Annotated in this window: 2 protein-coding genes (1 of these 2 running past the window's edge); both read right to left on the bottom strand. The window is 75.4% G+C overall.

Annotation, left to right across the window (positions count from 1 at the left end; genetic code table 11):
* Positions 1 to 31: 31 nt before the first annotated feature.
* Positions 32 to 5392, bottom strand: coding sequence for a type I polyketide synthase (locus ABZ951_RS02540; RefSeq protein ID WP_344084465.1), 5361 nt, complete (start codon positions 5390 to 5392; stop codon positions 32 to 34).
* A 20-nt stretch (positions 5393 to 5412) separates the two neighbouring features.
* Positions 5413 to 21430, bottom strand: the 3' portion of a protein-coding gene (locus ABZ951_RS02535; protein WP_361278625.1) for a type I polyketide synthase. Its footprint extends 12473 nt past the window's final position; the window shows 16018 of its 28491 coding nt (coding positions 12474–28491); its start codon lies beyond the right edge, outside the window; the stop codon is at positions 5413 to 5415.

The following is a 21430-nucleotide window of genomic DNA, read 5'->3' as shown; positions in this document are numbered from 1 at the left end:
GGAACCTTCCCTGTGAATGTGGAGGCCGGATTCAGCGATCGCTGTGACGGCCGAGCTCGTTGTCGATGAAGGCGAAGATCTCATCGGTGCCGGCGGCTTCGATCCGCTCGGCGACTTCGGTGCCGGCATCCGCCGCTTCGGTCCCCCGCCACTTCTCCAGCATCTGGAACAGACGGCTGGAGACGGCGGCCCGGGTGCGGTCATCCGGCTCGCCGGCGGCGAGCACGGAGTCGATCCGTTCGAGTTCCGCGAGGAGTGCGGGGCCCGCGTCGGCCGGGGCCTCGTCCACGAGCTGCGAGAAAAGGTGTTCGGCGAGTGCGGTGGGGTTGGGGTAGTCGAAGACGAGGGTCGCGGACAGCCGCAGACCCGTGACCGCGCTCAGCCGGTTGCGCAGCTCGACGGCGGTCAGCGAGTCGAACCCCAGGTCCCGGAACTCCTTCCGCGCGTCGACGGCCTTCGCCGACGCGTGCCCCAGCACAGCGGCCGCCTCCGCCCCCACCAGATCCACGACGAGGCGCACGCGCTCGTCGGGCCGCGCCTCCCGCAGCCGGCGGCCGAGCGTCGCGACCGCTTCGGCACCGCCCGCGGAGCTCGCGGCCGTGCGGCGAACGCCCTTGACGAGGCCCCGCAGCAGCGGCGGTACCTCGCCGCGGGCCCGGCTGCCCGGGGCGACCGGGCCGATCGGGACGACGTACGCCTCGTCCGACGCGGTGGCGGCGTCGAACAGCGCCAGGCCCTGCTCGACCGACAGCGGCGGCACGCCGGACGCCGCGATGCGCCGCGTGTCCGCCTCGGACAGGGTGCCCGTCATGCCGTCGGCCTGCGCCCACGCTCCCCAGGCCAGCGACTGCGCGGGCAGGCCCAGCGCCGCCCGGTGCCGGGCGAGCGCGTCGAGGAAGACGTTGCCGGCGGCGTAGTTGCCCTGGCCCGCGCCGCCCATGACGCCCGAGGCCGACGAGAAGACGACGAACGCGCCGAGGTCCGTCTCCCGGGTGAGCTCGTGCAGGTGCCAGGCGGCGTCGACCTTCGGCCGCAGCACGCCCGACAGCCGCTCGGCGGTCAGCGACGTGACCACGCCGTCGTCCAGCACACCGGCCGTGTGGATGACCGCGGCCGGCGGGCGCTCCAGGGCGGCCAGCAGCCGCGCGGCCGCGGCGCGGTCGGCGACGTCGCACGCCTCGACCACCACATCGGCGCCGAGGGCGGTCAGCTCGGCGCGCAGTTCCGCCGCGCCCGGGGCCGCTGTACCCCGGCGGCTCACCAGCGTCAGGTGCCGCACGCCGCGCTCGGCCACCAGATGCCGGGCCAGCACTCCGCCCAGGCCACCCGTACCGCCCGTGATCAGGACCGTGCCGTCCGCGTTCCACTCGGGGGCGGCGGCCCGCGCGTCGGCCCGCTCGTTCAGCCGGGCCAGCCTGGCCACGCACACGGCGCCGTCGCGCACGGCGAACTGGGCGTCGCCCGAGGCCAGCAGGCCCGGCAGGGCCGGCAGAAGGGCCGGGACGTCCCCGTCCTCGGCGTCCACCAGAACGAACCGGTCCGGGTGCTCCGACTGTGCCGACCCCACCAGACCCCACACCGCGGCGCCGGCCGGATCGCCGCCGGACACCGCTCCGTTCGTCACGAACACCAGCCGCGAGTCGGCGAACCGCTCCCCCGCGAGCCACTCCTGAATCAGCTCCAGGACGCGCGCCGTCAGCTCGTGCACCGCGCCCGGGACGTCGTCGCCCGCACCCGACACCGGGACCACGACCAGGTCCGGGACATCCGTCAGAGACGCCGGCCCGTCCACGCCGAGCGTGGCGCTCCGGACCTCGCCGGAATCAGGCCGCCCCTCGGGGGCCGCCACCCACTCCAGGCGCAGCAGCGTGCCCCGCTCCGCTCCGTCGCGGCGTGCGGAGACGGCCGTCCGGGCGCCGAGGACCAGCGAGTCCGCCGACAGGACGGGCGCGCCCGCGATGTCCGCCACGGCGACGGAGAACGCGTCATCGCCGGTCTTCGTGACGCGTATCCGCACCGCCGGAGCGCCACTGGCATGCAGTGAGACGCCGGCCCACGACGCCTGCGCGAGGTCCCCGGCGGGCCCGGCCGCCTGCGTGACCGCCTCCAGCAGCGCGGGGTGCAGCCCGAAGGCCCCGGCGTCGTCCGCCCGGCCCGGGAGCGCCGCCTCGGCGAACGTCTCGGCACCGCGGGTCCAGGCCGCGCGCAGGGTCCGGAACACCGGGCCGTGCCCGGTGCCCTCGGCGAGATCCTCCGGGTCCACGGCCACGGCTCCGCTCGGCGGCCATACGGATGTGTCGAACTCGGCTGTCCTCTCACCGGAGTTCAGGACACCACTGGCGTGTTCCGTCCACGTTTGGTCCGCGGAGTCGGCGATCTGCGAGTGGACGCTCACCTTGCGCGCGCCCGCCGCGTCGGGGGCACCGGCCCACACCTGGAGGAGCACGGCGCCTTCCTCGGGCAGCACGAGGGGCTCGCCGAAGGTGAGCTCGTCGACCCGGTCGCAGCCGACCTGGTCGCCCACGCGGATGGCCAGTTCGAGGAATCCGGCGGCGGGGAAGACGGGCATGCCGTCCACCACGTGGTCGAGCAGCCAGGGGTGCGTCTGCGCCGACAGTCTGCTCGTGAACAGCATTCCGCCGGAGCCGGCAGGCGACACCGCCGCGCCCAGCAGCGGGTGCTCCGCGGGCATCAGGCCCACGGCGGCCACATCGCCCGCCGGGGTCGCCGGCTTCGGCCAGTACCGCTCGTGCTGGAAGGCGTAAGTGGGGATGTCCACGCGGCGGGCGCCGGTACCGGCGAACCACGCGGCCCAGTCCACTTCGACACCCGTGACATGGAGTTGTGCGAGGGCGGTGAGCAGGGCGGCCGTCTCGGGCCGGTCCTTGCGCAGCGCGGCCACCGCCACCGGGCCGTCGTCCAGGCTGTGCTGGGCCATCGCCGTCAGCACACCGTCCGGACCCAGCTCCAGAAAGGCCGAAACACCTTCGGAGGCCAGAGCACGAATACCGTCGGCGAAACGCACGGTCTCCCGCACATGCCGCACCCAGTACTCCGCCGAACACACCAGCCCGTCATCAGCGAGCTCGCCCGTCACATTCGACACCAGGGGAATCCGCGGAGGCCGGAACGAAATACCCTCGACGACCCGGCGGAGTTCCTCCAGCATCGGATCCATCAACGCCGAATGGAAAGCATGACTCACCGCAAGACGCTGCGTCTTACGACCCTCGGCGCCGAACCTCTCCGCAATACGCAGCACGTCGGCCTCATCACCGGCAATGACCACCGACTCCGGCCCATTGACCGCCGCAATCGAAACCCCCTCCACCAGCCGCCCGGCGACCTCCCCCTCCCCGGCCTGAACAGCAACCATCGCACCACCCGCAGGAAGCGCGCCCATCAACCGCGCCCGCGCACCGACAAGACGACAGGCATCCTCCAACGAGAACACCCCCGCCACATACGCCGCGGCAACCTCACCAATCGAATGCCCCGCGACAAAGTCCGGACGCACACCCCACGACTCCACCAACCGGAACAACGCCACCTCAACAGCAAACAAAGCAGGCTGAGTAAACCCCGTCCCGTTCAACCGCTCCGCATCACCGAACATCACCTCACGCACATCACCCCCTAAATGCCCCAGCACCGCATCCAACGCCTCCGCGAACACCGGAAAACGACCGTACAACTCCCGGCCCATCCCCACCCGCTGCGCACCCTGCCCGGAAAACAGCACCGCGAGCGAACGTCCCGTGCTCGCACGTCCCCGGGCCGCCTCGGTCGGTCCGCCGTCGGGGCCGCCGGCGAGCAGCACGGCGCGGTGTTCGAACACCGAGCGTCCCGTGGCCAGCGAGAAGCCCACGTCGGCCGGCGCCTGCGACGCGGCCTGCGCCGGGAGGCGCTCGATCTGGGCCGTCAGGGCCTCCTCGGACTTCGCCGAGACGACCCACGGCACGACGCCGGGCGGGGCCGCGGGGGCCCCGGCCGGCTCCTCTGCGGGCTCCGCCTGCTCCAGGATCACGTGGGCGTTGGTGCCGCTGATCCCGAAGGACGACACCCCGGCGCGCCGGGGCCGGTCGGCGTCCGGCCACGCCCGCGGGCCCGTCAGCAGCTCCACCGCGCCGGCCGACCAGTCGACGTGCGAGGACGGCGCGTCCACGTGCAGGGTGCCGGGCAGCACTCCGTGCCGCATCGCCATGACGGCCTTGATGACGCCCGCGACGCCGGCCGCCGCCTGGGCGTGGCCGATGTTGGACTTCACCGTCCCGAGCAGCAGGGGCCGTCCGGGGTCGCGTCCCTGCCCGTAGGTCGCGAGCAGGGCCCGGGCCTCGATCGGGTCGCCGAGCGGGGTGCCGGTGCCGTGGCCCTCGACGGCGTCCACGTCCTGCGCGGAGAGCCCCGCGGCGGCCAGGGCCTGGCGGATCACCCGCTGCTGGGCACGCCCGCTGGGGGCGGTGAAGCCGTTGGAGGAGCCGTCCTGGTTGACCGCCGAGCCCTTCACCAGGGCGAGGACGGGGTGCCCGTCGCGGCGGGCGTCGGAGAGCCGTTCGACGACGAGGACACCCACGCCCTCGGACCAGCCGGTGCCGTCGGCCGCGTCGGAGTAGGCCTTGCAGCGGCCGTCCGGCGCGAGCCCGCCCTGTCGGCTGAACTCGATCAGGGATCCGGGGGACGACATGACGTTCACTCCGCCGACCAGCGCCAGCGAGCACTCGCCGGCGCGGAGGGCGTGGGCCGCCGTGTGCAGGGCTACGAGCGAGGAGGAGCAGGCCGTGTCGACGGTCACCGCCGGGCCCTCCAGGCCCAGGGTGTAGGAGAGCCGTCCGGAGAGGGCACTGGCGGCGATGCCGGTGCCGATGTCGCCGGTGGCGTCGGCGAGGGAGCGCACGAGCAGGTAGGCGTAGTCCTGTCCGTTCGTTCCGACGAAGACGCCGGTGCCGCTGCCGCGCAGGGATACCGGGTCGATGCCGGCGCGCTCGATCGCCTCCCAGGAGGTCTCCAGCAGCAGCCGCTGCTGGGGGTCCATGGTGACGGCCTCGCGCGGCGAGATCCCGAAGAATCCCGCGTCGAAGCCGGCCGCGCTGTCGAGGAAGCCGCCTTCCTGGCTGACGGTGTTGCCGCGCTGGTCGGTCCCGGCCTCCCGCAGGGCGGCGAGGTCCCAGCCGCGGTCGGTGGGGAAGCCGGAGATCGCGTCCTTGCCGGCGGCCAGCAGCTCCCACAGGTCCTCGGGCGAGTTCACGCCTCCGGGGTACCGGCAGCCCATCGCCACGATCGCTATCGGCTCCGTGGCCGCGGCGACGAGCTTGTGGTTCTGCCGGCGCAGGTGCTCGGCTTCCTTCAGGGAGGCGCGGAGAGCTTCGACTACTTTTTCACTGGGTGTGGTCATGTTTCGCTCTTTCCGCTCCGTCAGTCGCGCTCGTGGTGGGCATTGCCGTCCAGTGCCGCCCGCACCAGGTCGTCGACATCCATGGCGTCGACCGACTCGTCATAGGCGTCCGCCGCCGTCCGCGCGGTGGCGTCGCCGCCCGCCCCGGCGGTCTGCGCGGCGAGCTTCAGCAAGGGGTCGAGCACGCCGATCTCTCGCAGCTGGGCCATGGAGACGGAGGCGAGCAGGGCCCTGATGCCGGACTGGTCGAGGTCGGTCCCGCCGGCCGCTTCGCCGGGCCCGTCGTCGGGGACGAGCAGGCCGAGGATGTGGCCGGCCAGGTCGACGGGGGTCGGGTGGTCGAAGACGAGGGTGGCGGCGAGACCCAGTCCGGTCGCGGCACCGAGCTGGTTGCGCAGCTCGACCGCGGCGAGGGAGTCGAAGCCGAGGTCGCGGAAGGCCCGGTCGGCGCCGACGGCGTCGGCGGTGGGGTGGCCCAGGACGGCGGCGGCCCGGTCGCGCACCAGGTCCAGTACGGCTGCGGAGCGCTGTGCGGGCGACAGGCCCGTCAGCTTGTCGCGCAGGGCGGTGCCCGTGGCCTCCTCGCCGGTGTTCCCGGCCGGGCGGTGCTCGGCGGGCGCGGTCAGCTCCGCGAGGAGCGGGCTGGGCCGCACGGCGGTGAAGTTCCGTACGAACCTGTCGCGTTCGACCTCGACGACGACCTCGGTGGGCCGGCCGTCCATGACGGCCCGGCGCAGTGCCGTGACGGCGAGGGCGGGGTCCAGCGGCCGGATCCCGGTGCGCCGGGCCGCGGCGGCCGCCCGGCCGTCGGCGGCCATGCCGCCGCCGCTCCAGGGGCCCCAGGCGATCGAGGTCGCGGCCAGGCCCTGCGCGCCGCGCTGTTCGGCGAGGGCGTCCAGGAAGGCGTTGGCCGCGGCGTAGTTGGCCTGGCCGGGGTTGCCGACCGCGGAGGACGAGGAGGAGAACAGGGCGAACACCTCCAGGTCCAGGTCCCGGGTGAGGTCGTGCAGGGCCAGGGCCGAGGCGGCCTTGGCGCGGAAGACGGCCTCGAAGCGGTCGGGGGTGAGGCTGTCCAGGACGCCGTCGTCGAGGACGCCCGCGGTGTGGACCACGCCCGTGAGGGGCGCGTCCGCCGGGATGTCCGCGAGGACCGCGGCAAGCGCCTCGCGGTCGGCGGCGTCGCAGGCGGCGAGGGTGACGTCCGCGCCGAGTGCGGTGAGTTCGTCCCGCAGCCCGGCCGCGCCGGGTGCGTCCGGGCCACGGCGGCCCAGCAGCAGCAGGTGCCGCGCGCCCGCCCGGGCGAGTTCGCGTGCCACGTGGGCGCCCAGCGCTCCGGTGCCGCCGGTGATCAGGACGGTGCCGGTGGGGTTCCACTCCCGCGCGGTCCGTCCGGCCGGCACGGGCACCAGCCTGCGGCCGAGGACCGCCGAAGGCCGTACCGCGATCTGGTCCTCGCCGCCGGGGGCCGCGAGGGCTTCGGCGAAGCGGGCCGCGGACCGCTCGTCGAGGGGGTCGGGCAGGTCGATCAGGCCACCCCAGCGCCGCGGGTACTCCAGGGCGGCGACGCGCCCCAGCCCCCACACGGCGGCCTGAGCGGGGGCGGGCACCGGCTCGGACGGCGCGGCCGCGACGGCGCCGCGGGTGACGCACCACAGGGGTGCGTCGATGTCCGCGTCGCCGAGTGCCTGGATCAGGGTGGTGGTGAGTGCCAGGCCCTCGGGGGCGTCCGCTGCGGAGGCGGGCGCCGTCGCGAGGGCGAGCAGGGAGACCACGCCGGTGAACCCGGGCCCGCCGGCCGCCTGTCGGCGCAGCAGGCCGGCCAGGGCGGTGCGGTCGGTGCCGGGGGTCTCCAAGCGCACGGTGTCCGGGCCCAGGGCGGTGACGACGTCGGCGGCCCAGGGGTCGTCGGCGTGGCCCGCCGGGATCACGGCGAGCCAGGTGCCCACCGGGGTGTGGGCGGTGGCGGGGGCGAGCGGCTCCCAGGTGATCCGCTGCCGCCAGCCGTCGACGGTGTTCACCTCGCCGCGCCGGCGTCGCCAGTCCGCGAGGGCGGGGAGCACCTTGGACAGGGCGTCGCCGTCGACGTTCAGCGTCGATTCGAGCGAGGCGAAGTCCTCGTCCCGGACGGCGCACCAGAAGCCGTCGTCCTCGCCGCCGGGCGCTCCGGGGCCGGTGGCCGGCTGCGGCCGCGGCCAGAACCGCTGGTGCTGGAAGGGGTAGGTGGGCAGGTCGGTGCGGCGGGGCCGGGCCGGGCCGAGCAGCGCGGGCCAGGCCGGGTCGAGGCCGTCGACGTGCAGCCGGGCGAGCGCGGTGAGCAGGGATTCCTCCTCGTCGCGGCCCTTGCGCAGGGCCGGTACGGCCGCTGCCGTCGAGGCCAGGGCGTCGAGGGTGTCCTGGGCCATGGCGCACAGCGAGCCGTCGGGGCCGAGTTCCAGGAAGACGGAGGCTCCGCGCTCGGCGAGGGTGCGGACGCCGTCGCCGAAGCGGACGGTCTCGCGGACGTGGCGCACCCAGTAGTCCGGGGAGGACACCTGCTCCTCGGTCGCCGCCCCGCCGGTCAGGTTGGACACGAGCGGGATTGCCGGGGCGCCGTAGGTGACGCTCCGGGCGACCCGTCGGAAGTCCTCGAGCATGGCGTCCATGTGCGGGGAGTGAAATGCATGGCTCACTCGCAAACGCCTGGTCTTGCGCCCGTCGGCCGTGAACTTTTCCGCGATGGCGAGCACCGCGTCCTCGTCTCCGGAGAGGACCACCGACTCCGGTCCGTTGACCGCGGCGACCGACACGCCGTCGGTCAGGTGCGCAGTCACCTCGCTCTCGGTGGCCCGGACGGCGACCATGGCGCCGCCCTGGGGGAGGGCGTTCATCAGCCTGGCCCGCGCGGCCACCAGGCGGCAGGCGTCCTCAAGGGAGAACACCCCGGCCAAGTGTGCCGCCGCGATCTCGCCGACGGAGTGCCCGGCGACGAAGTCGGGGCGGATGCCCCAGGACTCCACCAGCCGGAACAGCGCCACTTCGAGGGCGAACAGCGCGGGCTGGGTGTAGCCGGTGCGGTCCAGCCGCTCGGCGTCGTCGAACATGACGTCCCGCAGGGGCCGTTCGAGATCGGCGTCCAGGTGCGCGGTCACCGCGTCGAGGGCGTCGGCGAAGACCGGGAAGCGGGCGTGGAGCTCGCGGCCCGTGCCGACGCGCTGCGAGCCCTGGCCGGAGAAGAGCACCGCCAGCTTGCCGCGGCGGGCCGGGGCGGCGCCCTGGACGACCCGTGGCGAGGCGATGCCGTCGGCGAGCGCGGTCAGGCCCTGGAGCAGGTCGTCGCGGCCGCCGGCGAGGACGGCGGCCCGGTGCGCGAAGGCCGACCGGGTCGTGGCCAGGGCCTGTGCGAGGGCGGCGGGGGTGAGTCCGGGCCGCGCGCTCACATAGGCGTGCAGCTGCCTGGCCTGGTCCCGCAGGGCTTCCGGCACGGTGGCCGACACGGGCACGGGCAGCAGGCCGGGCTCCTCCGCGGGCCCGGGCTCGGGTCCGGCGGCCGGTGCGGGCTGCTCGATGATGACGTGGGAGTTGGTGCCGCTGGCTCCGAAGGCCGAGATGCCCGCCCGGCGCGGGCGGCCCGTCTCCGGCCAGTCGGCCGCTTCGGTCAGCAGCTCGACCGCACCGGCGGTCCAGTCGACGTGCGTCGAGGGCTCGTCGACGTGCAGCGTCCTGGGCAGGACGCCGTGGCGCATCGCCATGACCATCTTGATCACGCCCGCGACGCCGGCGGCGGCCTGGGTGTGACCGATGTTGGACTTCACCGACCCCAGCAGCAGCGGCTGTTCGCGGTCCTTGCCGTAGGTGGCGAGCAGGGCCTGCGCCTCGATGGGGTCACCCAGCGTGGTGCCCGTGCCGTGCGCCTCCACGGCGTCCACGTCGGCCGGTGCCAGCCCGGCGTCGGCCAGGGCCCGGCGGATGACACGGCGCTGCGAGGGGCCGTTGGGGGCGGTGAGCCCGTTGGAGGCGCCGTCCTGGTTGACGGCCGAACCGCGCAGGACCGCGAGGACCTCGTGCCCGTTGCGCCGGGCGTCCGAGAGCCGCTCCAGGACGAGGACGCCGACGCCCTCGGACCAGCCGGTGCCGCCGGCCGAGGAGGAGAAGGCACGGCAGCGGCCGTCCGCCGAGAGGGCTCCCAGCTCCCCGAACTCGATGAAGTTCACCGGGCTGGACATCACGGTCACGCCGCCGGTGAGCGCGATCGAGCACTCGCCGTTGCGCAGGGCCTGAGCGGCGAGGTGGACCGCCACCAGCGACGACGAGCACGCCGTGTCGACGCTGACGGACGGGCCCTCCAGACCGAAGCTGTAGGACACCCGGCCGGAGAGCAGGCTGGCCGACTGCGCGGTCTGCGCGTGGCCCAGCTGGCCGGCTTCGGGCCGGTAGTCGCCCGAGCCGCCGCCGATGAACACGCCCGTGTCGCCGCCGCGCAGCTCCGCCGGGTCGATGCCGGTGTGCTCCAGCGCCTCCCAGGCGGCTTCCAGCAGGATGCGCTGCTGCGGGTCCATCACCATCGCCTCGCGCGGTGAGATCCCGAAGAAGCCGGGGTCGAAGTCCGCCACGTCGTAGAGGAACCCGCCTTCGCGGGCGACGGTCCGGCCCCGGCCGTCCCGGTCACCGTGCAGCAGCCGGTCCAGGTCCCAGCCCCGGTCGGCGGGGAAGCCGCCGATGGCGTCCACGCCCCCCAGGACCAGGTTCCACAGGTCCTCGGGCGAGCGGACCCCGCCCGGGTAGCGGCAGCTCATGCCGACGATCACGACCGGGTCGTCGGCCGCGGCGGCGCGCACCCCCGGGGCGTCCGTCCCGGGCAGCTCTTCGCCGCCCTCGCCGAGGAGTTCGGCCAGCAGGTGGCCGGCCAGCGCCTCGGCGGTCGGGTAGTCGAAGACGAGGGTGGCGGGCAGGGCCAGGCCCGTCGCGGTGGCGAGCTGGTTGCGCAGGTCGACGGCGGTCAGCGAGTCGAAGCCGAGGTCCTTGAAGGCCTGTCCGGAGGGGACCGCGCCGGCGTCGGCGAAGCCGAGCACCGAGGCCGCCTCGCCGCGCACCACGGCCAGCAGCGCCTCGGTCCGCTCCGCGGCCGGGCGGGCCGCGAGTTCGGCCCGGAGGCCGGACGCGGGTCCCGCCGCGCCGGGCTCGGCGGGGGCCGCCAGGGCCTCGCGGGCCTCGGGCAGGTCCGTGAAGAGGGCGCCGGGCCGGGTGCGGGCGAAGGCCGGCGCGAACCGGTCCCACCGTACGTCGGCGACCGTCACCGAGGCGGCGTCGGTGCCGACGGACCGGGCGAGGGCGGTCAGGGCCCGCCGGGGGTCCATCGCGGGCAGTCCGCTGGCCCGCAGGTGCGCGGCCAGGCCGTCGGGGCCGGTGTCCGCCCAGGCGCCCCAGGAGACCGACAGGGCGCGCAGTCCGCGGGCGCGGTAGCGCAGGGCCAGGGCGTCCAGGAGGGCCCCGGCGGCCGCGTCCGCTCCCCTGCCGTTGACGCCCCACGTCCCGGCGATCGAAGAGAAGAGGACGAACGCGTCCAGGGGCCGCCCGCCGGCCGCCGCGCCGGCCACGGCCGCCAGGTTCTCGGCGCCCGCGTACAGCGCGGCCAGGGCCGCGCCCTGCTCGTCGGCGGAGGGCTCTCCCTCCTCACCGGCGTACACCACCGCGGTCAGCGGCTGGGTCTCGGGAAGCGCGGCGAGCGCGGTCAGCAGCGCCTCACCATCGGCCGGGGAGCAGGGGACGAGAGTCACCTCCGTGCCCAGCTCGGCGAGTTCGGTGACCAGGTCCGTGATGTCCGGCGCGGTGGCCGTGGCCAGCAGGACGCGCTGGGCGCCCTGCTCGGCGAGCCAGCGGAGCAGGTGTCCGCCGGAGCCGGCCAGGTCGCCGGCGACCAGGACCGTGCCGGCCGGCTGCCACGGCGCCGACGGGGAGTCGGCCGTGGCGCGCGTCAGCCGGCGCCCGAAGGCGCCCGAGGGCCGCAGGGCCACCTGGTCCTCGCCGTCCGTGCCGGACAGGACCGCGCGGAGGCGGTCCGCCGAGCGGCGGTCGAGCACGTGCGGTACGTCGGCGAGCCCGCCCCAGCGGTCCGGGTGCTCCAGGGCCGTCACACGGCCGAGCCCCCACACCGCCGCCTGGGCGGCGCTCGTCTCCGCGTCCGAGCGGCCGACCGACACCGCGCCCCGGGTGACGCACCACAGCGGGGCGTCGATCCCGGCGCCGGCCAGTGCCTCCACCGCCTCGCCGGGCCGGGCCGGGCCCACGGGGAGGGTGTCGGCGGCCGGGGACGCGAGCAGGGAGACGACACCCGCGAACCGGGCGCCTTCAGCGGCGAGTCCGACGAGGCGGGCGGTCAGCGCGGCACGGTCGGCGGCGTCGGTCTCGACGGTGACGGCTTCGTCGCCGAGGGCCGCGACCACGGCGGCGGTCCACTCGTCGGCGGCGCTTCCCGCGGGGGCGAGCGCCAGCCACGGTCCGGGGAGTGCGCCCGGCGCGGCTCCGGTGAGCGGCTTCCAGGTCACGTGGTAGCGCAAGCCGTCGACGGCCGAGCGCTCGACGCGCTTGCGGCGCCAGGTCGACAGGGCGGGCACGAGGGCGGACAGCGAGGCGTCGTCCAGCTCCAGGTCGGCCGACAGCGCCGCCAGGTCCTCGCGCTCCACCGCGGCCCAGAAATCGGCGTCCGCGGGGTCGCGCGGGCCGTCCTGCGCGGCTCCCGCGGGGGCGCTCTCCGGCCAGAACCACTCGCGTTGGAACGGGTACGTCGGCAGGTCGGTGCGGCGGGCGCCGGTGCCGGTGAAGAGCCCGGCCCAGTCCACGTCGACACCGGCGACGTAGAGGCCGGCGAGCGCCGTAAGGAGGGCGGTTTCCTCGGGCCGGCCCTTACGGAGAGCCGGTACGGCCACGGACGTGCCGTCCAGGGTGTGCTGGGCCATCGCCGTCAGCACCCCGTCGGGGCCCAGCTCCAGGAAGACCGAGGCGCCTTCGGCGGCCAGCGTGCGGACGCCGTCGGCGAAGCGGACCGTCTCCCGGACGTGCCGGACCCAGTAGTCGGCGGAGCACACCAGCTCCTCCGTGACGAGTTCGCCCGTCACGTTGGAGACGACCGGGATCCGCGGGGCCTCGTAGGACAGGCCCTCGGCGACCCGGCGGAAGTCCGCCAGCATCGGCTCCATGAGCGCGGAGTGGAAGGCGTGGCTCACCGGCAGCCGAGAGGTCTTGCGGCCCTCGGCGGCGAAGCCCTCGGCGATGCCCAGCACCGCCGCCTCGTCACCCGCGAGGACGACCGCCTCGGGGCCGTTGACCGCGGCGATCGACACGCCGTCGGCCGGCCGCGCGGTGACGTCCTCCTCCGTGGCCTGCACGGCGACCATCGCGCCGCCCGCGGGCAGTGCCTGCATCAGACGGGCCCGCGCCGCCACCAGGTGGCAGGCGTCCTCCAGGGAGAGCACCCCCGCCACGTGTGCCGCCACGATCTCACCGATCGAGTGACCGGCCACGAGGTCGGGGCGGACCCCCCACGACTCCACGAGGCGGAACAGCGCGACCTCGAACGCGAACAGCGCCGGCTGCGTGAAGCCCGTCTCGTCCAGCCCCTCGACGGCACCGGACATGACGTCCCGCAAGGGGCGGTCCAGCTCGGTGTCGAAGTGGGCCGTGACCGTGTCGAGGGCCTCGGCGAACACCGGGAAGCGGGCGTAGAGCTCCCGTCCCATGCCGACGCGCTGCGCGCCCTGGCCCGAGAACAGCGCCGCGAGCTTCCCGGTGTCTCCCCGGGTGACGCCGCGCGCGAGTTCCGAGACCCGCCCGCCGTCGGCCAGGAGCACCGCGCGGTGGGCGAACGCCGCCCTGCCGGTGGCGAGGGAGTAGCCCACGTCGGCGGGGGACGGGCCGCTCAGCGCGGAGATCCGCTCGATCTGCGCCGCGAGCGCGGCCTCGGACTTGGCCGACACCGGCCAGGGCACCGCGCCCTGCGCCGTGGCGGGCGCTTCCGCCCCGGGCCCGGCCGCCGTCTCCGGCGCCTGCTCGATGATGACGTGGGCGTTGGTGCCGCTGACGCCGAAGGCGGAGACCCCGGCCCGCCGGGCGTGCCCGGTCTCGGGCCAGGCCCGCTCCTCGGTGAGGAGCGAGACCGCGCCGTCCGACCAGTCGACGTGCGAGGTCGGGGCGTCGACGTGCAGGGTCCTGGGCAGAGTGCCGTGGCGCATCGCCATGACCATCTTGATGATGCCCGCGGCACCGGCCGCGGCCTGGGTGTGGCCCAGGTTCGACTTGACCGTGCCGAGCAGCAGCGGGAGTTCGCGGTCGTGTCCGTAGGCGGCGATGAGGGCGTGTGCCTCGACGGGGTCGCCGAGTGTGGTGCCGGTGCCGTGGGCCTCGACGGCGTCGACGTCGGCGGGGGCGAGGCCCGCGTCGGCCAGTGCCTCGCGGATGACGCGCTGCTGGGCGCGCCCGTTGGGGGCGGTCAGGCCGTTGGAGGCGCCGTCCTGGTTGACAGCGGTGCCGCGGACGACCGCCAGGATCTCGTGGCCGTTGCGGCGGGCGTCGGAGAGGCGCTCCAGGACGAGGACGCCCACGCCCTCGGACCAGCTGGTGCCGTCGGCCGCGTCGGCGAAGGCCTTGATGCGGCCGTCGGGGGCCAGCCCGCCCTGGACGGTGAACTCGGTGAAGGAGTCGGGACCGGACATCACCGAGACGCCGCCGGCCAGGGCCAGGGTGCACTCGCCGCTGCGCAGGGACTGCGCGGCCATGTGCAGGGCGACGAGGGAGGAGGAGCAGGCGGTGTCGACGGTGACGGCCGGGCCTTCCAGGCCGAGGGCGTAGGAGAGCCGGCCGGACATGACGCTGGCGGTGTTGCCGGTGGCGACGTGGCCGCGGACGTCGGCGGTGCCCTTGCGCAGGAGCGTGGCGTAGTCCTGTCCGTTGGTGCCGACGAAGACGCCGGTGCGGCTGCCGCGCAGGGTGGTCGCGTCGATCCCGGCGCGCTCGAAGACCTCCCAGGTGGTCTCCAGCAGCAGGCGCTGCTGGGGGTCCATGGCGAGGGCCTCGCGGGGCGAGATGCCGAAGAACGGGGCGTCGAAGAGGCCGACGCCGTCGAGGAATCCGCCGTCGAGGGTCGCGGAGGCGCCCCGGGCGAGCTCGTCCAGGTCCCAGCCCCGGTCGGCGGGGAATCCGGTGATCGCGTCCTCGCCGCGGCTCAGGAGTCGCCAGAGGTCTTCGGGGGATGCGACGCCGCCGGGGAAGCGGCAGCTCATGCCGACGATGACGACGGGGTCCTCGGACACCGCCCGGCCGGCCTGCGCGGGGGTGCCGGAGGCGTCCTCGGGCAGGTCCCCGAGGAGCTCGGTGAGCAGGAACTCGGCGAGGGCGAGCGGGGTCGGGTAGTCGTAGACGAGGGTCGCGGGAAGCTTCAGCCCGGTCGTGGCCGTCAGGGCGTTGCGCAGTTCGACGATGGTCAGCGAGTCGAAGCCGAGGTCGCTGAATGCCTGGTCGGCGCCGATGGCGCCGGTGCCGGAGTGGCCGAGGACCGCGGCCACCTGTCCGCGCAGGAGGTCGAGGACGAACCGTGGGCGCGCGGCCGGGGAGAGCCCGGCCAGGTGCCGGCCCAGCGCGGGCTCCCGCAGGGCGGTCTCCCGGGCTCCGGCGGGTGCCGTGGTGGCCCGGCGCAGTTCGGGGAGGTCGCTGACGGAGGGGTTGGGGCGGAGCGCGGTGAACGTGTCCGCGTAGCGCTTCCAGTCGATGTCGGCGAGGGTCGTGGCCGTGTCGCCGTGTTCGATGGCGTGGCGCAGCGCCGTGAGGGCGAGTGCGGGTGCCATGGGGGTGAAGCCGCCGCGGCGGACGCGGCTCTCGACGCCGGGTCCGTCGGCGGCCATGCCGGCCTCGGCCCAGGGGCCCCAGGCGAGGGAGGTCGCGGGCAGGCCCGCCGCGCGGCGGTGCTCGGCGAAGGCGTCGAGGAACGCGTTGGCGGCGGCGTAGTTGCCCTGGCCGGGGGCGCCGAGGGTGCCGGCGACGGAGGAGAAGAGGACGAAGGCGGTCAGGCCGTGGTCCCGGGTCACCTCGTGCAGGTTGAGGGTGGTGGTGACCTTGGCACGCAGGACGGCGGTGAACTTCTCGGGGGTGAGGGTGTCCACGGTGCCGTCGTCGACGGTGCCGGCGGTGTGGAACACGGCGGTGAGCGGGTGTTCCCCGGGGATCGCGGCGAGTACGGCGGTGAGGGCGTCGCGGTCGGCGGTGTCGCAGGCGGCCAGGGTGACGCGGGTTCCCCCGTCCTCCAGTTCGGCCCGCAGCTCCCCGGCTCCCGGCGCGTCGGCGCCGCGGCGGCTGACGAGCAGCAGGTGCCGGGCACCTTGTGCGGCGAGCCAGCGGGCAACGCGGCTGCCCAGGGCGCCGGTGCCGCCGGTGACGAGCACGGTGCCGCCGGGCCGGAACCCGCCGGGTGCGGGGGCGTCTGCGACGGGGTGGTGGGCCAGCCGGCGGGCGTAGGTCGCCGTGGCGCGTACGGCGAGCTGGTCCTCGCCGTCGCTTGCGGCGAGCACGGTGGCAAGTCGGCGCAGGGTGGTGTCGGCGAGCTCGTCGGGGAGGTCGACGAGGCCGCCCCAGCGCTCGGGGTGCTCCAGGGCGACCACCCGGCCGAGGCCCCAGGTGGCTGCCTGGGTGGGGCGGGTGAGCCGTTCGGAGCGGCCGACCGCCACGGCGGTGCGGGTCACGCACCACAGGGGTGCCTCGATGCCGGCGTCGCCCAGTGCCTGTACGGCGGCCGTCGTCAGCAGCAGGCCGGCGGGCGCGTCGGGGGCGTCGCGCCCGTCCTCGTCGGCCACGGCCAGCAGGGACAGCACGCCCGTGAATCCGTCGCCTTCGGTGGCCAGTTCGCGCAGGCGGTCGGCCAGGGCCTCGCGCTGCGGGGTGGTGACGTCGAGGCGGACGGTGTCGGTGGCGAGGGCGCCGGTGACCGTATCGAGCCATGCCGGGTCGGCGGTTCCGGCCGGGGTGAGCACCAGCCAGGTGCCGGACGGGGTCGCGGGGCGGGAGGAGCCGGTCAGGGGCTTCCAGGTGACCCGGTAGCGCCAGCCGTCGACGGTGGAGCGCTCCCGGCGCTTGCGGCGCCAGGACGCCAGGGCGGGCACGACGGCGGTGAGGGTGTCGTCGTCCAGGTCCAGGGAGGTGCCCAGGGACGCGATGTCCGCGCGTTCGACCGCCGACCAGAACGCGGCGTCCGCCCCGTCGGCGGGGCCCTCCGCGGCGGAGGTCGCGGCGGGCGTCTCGGGCCAGTAGCGCTCGCGCTGGAAGGGGTAGGTCGGCAGGTCGGTCCGCCGGGCGCCGGTGCCGGCGAACACCGCGGTCCAGTCGACCCGTACGCCGTGCGTGTGGAGCCGGGCGAGGGCCGTGGTGAGGGCCGGGCCCTCGGGGCGGTCGCGGCGCAGGGCCGGGACGGCGACGGCGCCGCTGTCCCCGTCGGCGGTCGCACGGACCGCGCCGGAGAGCACTGCGTCCGGGCCGAGTTCGAAGAAGGTCGTCACACCGTGTTCGGTGAGCTGTCGGACGGCGTCGGCGAAGCGGACGGTGCCGCGGACCTGTCCGGTCCAGTACTCCGGCGAGCGGAGTTCGCCGGCGGTGACGAGGGTGCCGGTGAGGGTGGACACGAACGGCAGCGAGGGCTCGCCGTAGGTGACGCCGGCGGTGACGCGGGCGAAGTCCTCCAGCATCGCGTCCATGTGCGGCGAGTGGAAGGCGTGGCTGACGCGCAGCCGCTTGGTCCGGCGGCCGAGCTCCTCGAAGCGGGCCGCGAGGGCGAGCACCGCGTCCTCGTCGCCCGAGAGGACCAGGGACGACGGGGTGTTGACGGCGGCGACGGAGACACGCCCCTCGTACGCGGCGAGCAGGGGCAGCACCTCGTCCTCGGCCGCCTCGACGGAGGCCATGGCACCGCCCTTGGGCAGGGCGGCCATCAGCCGGCCGCGTGCCGCGACGAGGGTGCAGGCGTCCGCCAGGGAGAGGACTCCGGCGGCGTGCGCGGCGGCGAACTCGCCGATGGAGTGCCCGGCGACGTAGTCGGGGCGCAGGCCCCAGGACTCGGCGAGCCGGAACAGCGCCACTTCGAGGGCGAAGAGGGCCGGCTGGGTCCAGGCGGTGTCGTCGAGCAGTGCGGCCTCGGGGGTGTCCGGTGCGGCGAACAGGATCTCCCGCAGCGGGCGGTCGAGTTCGAGGTCGAAGCGGGCCAGTACGGCGTCCAGTGCCTCGGCGAAGACCGGGTGGCGTGCGTAGAGCTCGCGTCCCGCCCCCGGGCGCTGGCTGCCCTGGCCGGTGAAGAGGAAGGCCAGGCGGCCGCGGCTCCGGCCGCCGGTGATCAGACCGGCGGCGGGGGTGCCGTCGCGCAGGGCGGCCAGGGCGCGGGCGAGCGTGTCGTGGTCGTCGGTGACGACGGCCGCGCGGTGCTCCAGGGCGGCCCGGGTGGTGGCGAGGGAGAAGGCGAGGTCGGTGAGGGGTTGCCCGGGGTGGTCGGTGAGGTGGGTCAGGAGCCGGCCGGCCTGGGCGCGCAGGCCCGCTTCGGTGCGTCCGGACAGCGTCAGGGGGACGGCCCCGGCCGGGCGGGACGTGTCCGCCGTCTCCTCCTCGGGCCGCCCGTCCGGCGCTTGTTCGAGGATGGTGTGGACGTTGGTGCCGCTGAGGCCGAAGGAGGAGACGCCCGCACGGCGCGGGTGTCCGGTGGCCGGCCAGGCCAGCGGCTCGGTGAGCAGCCGGATGGCACCGGAGCTCCAGTCGACGTGCGAGGAGGGCCGGTCGATGTGCAGGCTCCGCGGGACGGCCTCCTGGCGCATGGCCATGACCATCTTGATGACGCTGGCGATGCCGGACGCCATCTGGGTGTGGCCGATGTTGGACTTGACGGAGCCGAGCAGCAGTGGCTGCTCCGGGTCGCGGTCCTGTCCGTAGGTGGCCAGGAGCGCCTGGGCCTCGATGGGGTCGCCGAGGGCGGTGCCGGTGCCGTGCCCGTCGACCACGTCGACCTCGGCGGCGGCCACGCCGGCGTTGGCGAGGGCCTGGCGGATGACGCGCTGCTGGGACGGGCCGTTGGGGGCGGTCAGCCCGTTGGAGGCGCCGTCCTGGTTGACGGCGGAGCCGCGGATCACGGCCAGGACTTCGTGCCCGTTGCGGAGGGCGTCGGAGAGCCGCTCGACGAGGACGAGGCCGACGCCCTCGGCCAGGCTCATGCCGTCGGCCCGGTCGGAGTAGGCCTTGCAGCGGCCGTCGGCCGCCATGGCCCGCTGCCGGCTGAAGCCGACGAACGGGAACGGCGTGGACATGATGCTGACGCCGCCGGCGAGGGCGAGGGAGCTCTCGCCGTTGCGCAGCGACTGGCAGGCCAGGTGCAGGGCGACGAGGGAGGACGAGCAGGCGGTGTCGAGCGAGACGGCCGGGCCCTCGAAGCCGTAGGTGTAGGCCAGGCGGCCGGACAGGACGCTGGAGATGCTGCCGGTGATCGCGTGTCCCTCGGCGCCTTCCGGGCTCGCGGCGTTGGCGGCGTAGTCCTGGTAGCTGGCGCCGATGAAGGTGCCCGTGCCGCTGCCGCGCAGGGTGGCGGGGTCGATGCCGGCGCGCTCCAGCGCCTCCCAGGAGGTCTCCAGCAGCAGCCGCTGCTGCGGGTCCATGGCCAGCGCCTCGCGGGGCGAGATGCCGAAGAAGGCGGCGTCGAAGTCGGCGGCGTCGTGGAGGAAGCCGCCCCGGGTCGAGTAGGTGCGGCCCGGCCGGTCGGGGTCGGGGTCGTAGAGGCCCTCCGTGTCCCAGCCCCGGTCGGTGGGGAACTCGCCGGTGGCGTCGCCGCCTTCGGCGACGAGCCGCCACAGGTCCTCCGGGGAGGCGATGCCGCCCGGGTAGCGGCAGCTCATGCCGATGATGGCGACGGGCTCGTCGGCGGAGGAGGCGGAGGAGGCGGAGGCCCGCACCACTGCGGCGGCGCCGGCGCCGGTGCCCGCGATCGCGTCGCGCAGGAAGGCCACGAGGGCGAGCGGGCTGGGGTGGTCGAAGACCATGGTGCTCGGCAGGGTGAGCCCGGTGACGGCGGCGATCCGGTTGCGCAGGTCGACGGCGGTGAGGGAGTCGAAGCCGACGTCGCGGAAGGCCCGCTGCTCGGAGAGTACGTCCGGCGAGGCGTGGCCGAGCGCGGTGGCCGCCTCGGCGCGTACCAGGTCGAGCAGGAGGCGGTCCTGCTCGGTGGTGGTCAGTTGGAGGAGCCTGGTGGTGAACTCGTTGCGCGAGGACGGGGCTTCGGCGTTCCCGTCCGCCAGCCGCCGGACCTCGGGCAGGTCCGCGAAGAGGGGTGCGGGCCGCGCCGAGGTGAAGACCGGGTGGTAGCGCTCCCAGTCCACGTCGGCGATCGCCAGGACCGTCTCGTCGTCGTCGAGGGCCTGCCGCAGTCCGGTGAGGGCGAGCTGCGGGTCCATGAAGACGAGTCCGCTGCGGCGGATCTGGGCGGGGTCGACGCGGCCGAGCTTCAGGTCGTCGGCCCAGATGCCCCAGGAGACGGCCGTGGCCCGCGCGCCCCGGGCGCGGCGGTGCTCGGCGAGGGCGTTGAGGTAGGCGTTGCCGGCGACGTAGGCGGCGTGGGCTCCGCTGCCCCACATGCCGGCGGAGGAGGAGTACAGGACGAAGGCGTCGAGCTCGTCGTCGTCGAGGAGTTCGTCGAGGTGCCGGGCGCCGGAGACCTTGGCGTCGACGACCTTCGCGAAGGCGTCGAGGGTCGTCTCCGCGAGCGGCGCGAGCTCGATGGTGACGGCGGTGTGCACGACCGTTCGCACGGTGCGGCCCTCGGCCTTGAGCGCCCCGAGCATGTCCGCGACCGCATCGCGGTCGGTCAGGTCGCAGGCGACGGCGGTGGCTTCGCAGCCCAGCTCGGCGAGCTCCTGTACGAGCTCCGCCGCGCCGGGTGCCGCCGGGCCGCGCCGGCTGGTCAGCACGATGTGCTCGGCGCCCTGCCGGGCGAGCCAGCGCGCCAGGTGCGGGGCGAGGGTGCCCGTGCCGCCGGTGACGAGGGTGGTGCCGCGGGGCGACCAGGGGCGGGCGGGGGCCGGGTCCGCGGAGGCGGCGCGCACGATGCGGCGGGCGAGGACGCCCGAGGCGCGCACGGCGAGCTGGTCCTCGCCGGTGCGGTTGGTGAGGACGGCGGCCAGGCGTTCGGCGGCGCGCCGGTCGAGCTGGTCGGGCAGGTCGACGACGCCGCCCCAGCGCTCCGGGTGTTCGAGGGCCGCCGTCCAGCCGAGGCCGAGGACCTGGGCCTGGGCGGGCCGGGTCAGCCGGTCCGCGCGGCCGGTGGAGACGGCGCCCCGGGTCAGGCACCACAGGGGCGCGCCGGTGCCGGTGTCGCCGAGTGCCTGGACGAGCGAGACGGTCAGGGCGAGGCCGGTGGTGAGCGCCGGGTGGTGCGCGCTCGGCTCCTCGGCCGCGGCCAGCAGGGACACCACTCCCGTGAGGTCCGCGAGCTCCGGCAGGCGGGCGGCGAGGACCGTACGGTCCTCGCAGGCCTCGTCCAGGACGAGCGTGCGCGGGTCGGCGCCGTGGGCGGCGAGGGCGTCCGTGACGTCGTCGGCGTCGGTTCCCTCGGCGGTGACGACGAGCCAGGTGCCGGTCAGGTCCGCGGCGGGCAGGCCGGTCAGCGGCTGCCATGCGGCGCGGTAGCGCCAGGAGTCCACGGTCGACAGGTCGCGCCGGTGCTTGCGCCAGTGCGAGAGCGCCGGGAGCACCGGGGCCAGCGAGGTGCGGTCGAGGCGCAGGCTGGCGGCGAGGGAGTCGACGTCCTCCTCCTCGACCGCTGTCCAGAACTCCGCGTCCGCGGGGTCGGTTGCGTGGCGGTCCCGTGGTGCGGCGGGGACGGCCCACAGGTGTTCGCGCTGGAAGGGGTACGTGGGCAGCGGCACCCGGCGGGCCCCGGTGCCGGCGAAGACGCGGGACCAGTCGGCGGTCGCGCCGCGGACGAAGGCTTCGGCGAGCGAGGTCAGGAAGCGGTCGGTGCCGTCGGCCCCGCGCCGGAGGGTGCCGAGCACCACGGCC

The sequence above is a fragment of the Streptomyces sp. NPDC046215 genome (assembly GCF_040646215.1).
GTDB lineage: Bacteria > Actinomycetota > Actinomycetes > Streptomycetales > Streptomycetaceae > Streptomyces > Streptomyces stramineus.
Note: the sequence above shows the minus strand (reverse complement) of the source record. Positions and strands in the feature narration are given on the sequence as shown.

Bases quoted from the DNA above. Each gene is read 5' to 3' on its own strand.
- ABZ951_RS02540 (WP_344084465.1), bottom strand. From the start codon at position 5,392: ATGACCACACCCAGTGAAAAAGTAGTCGAAGCTCTCCGCGCCTCCCTG.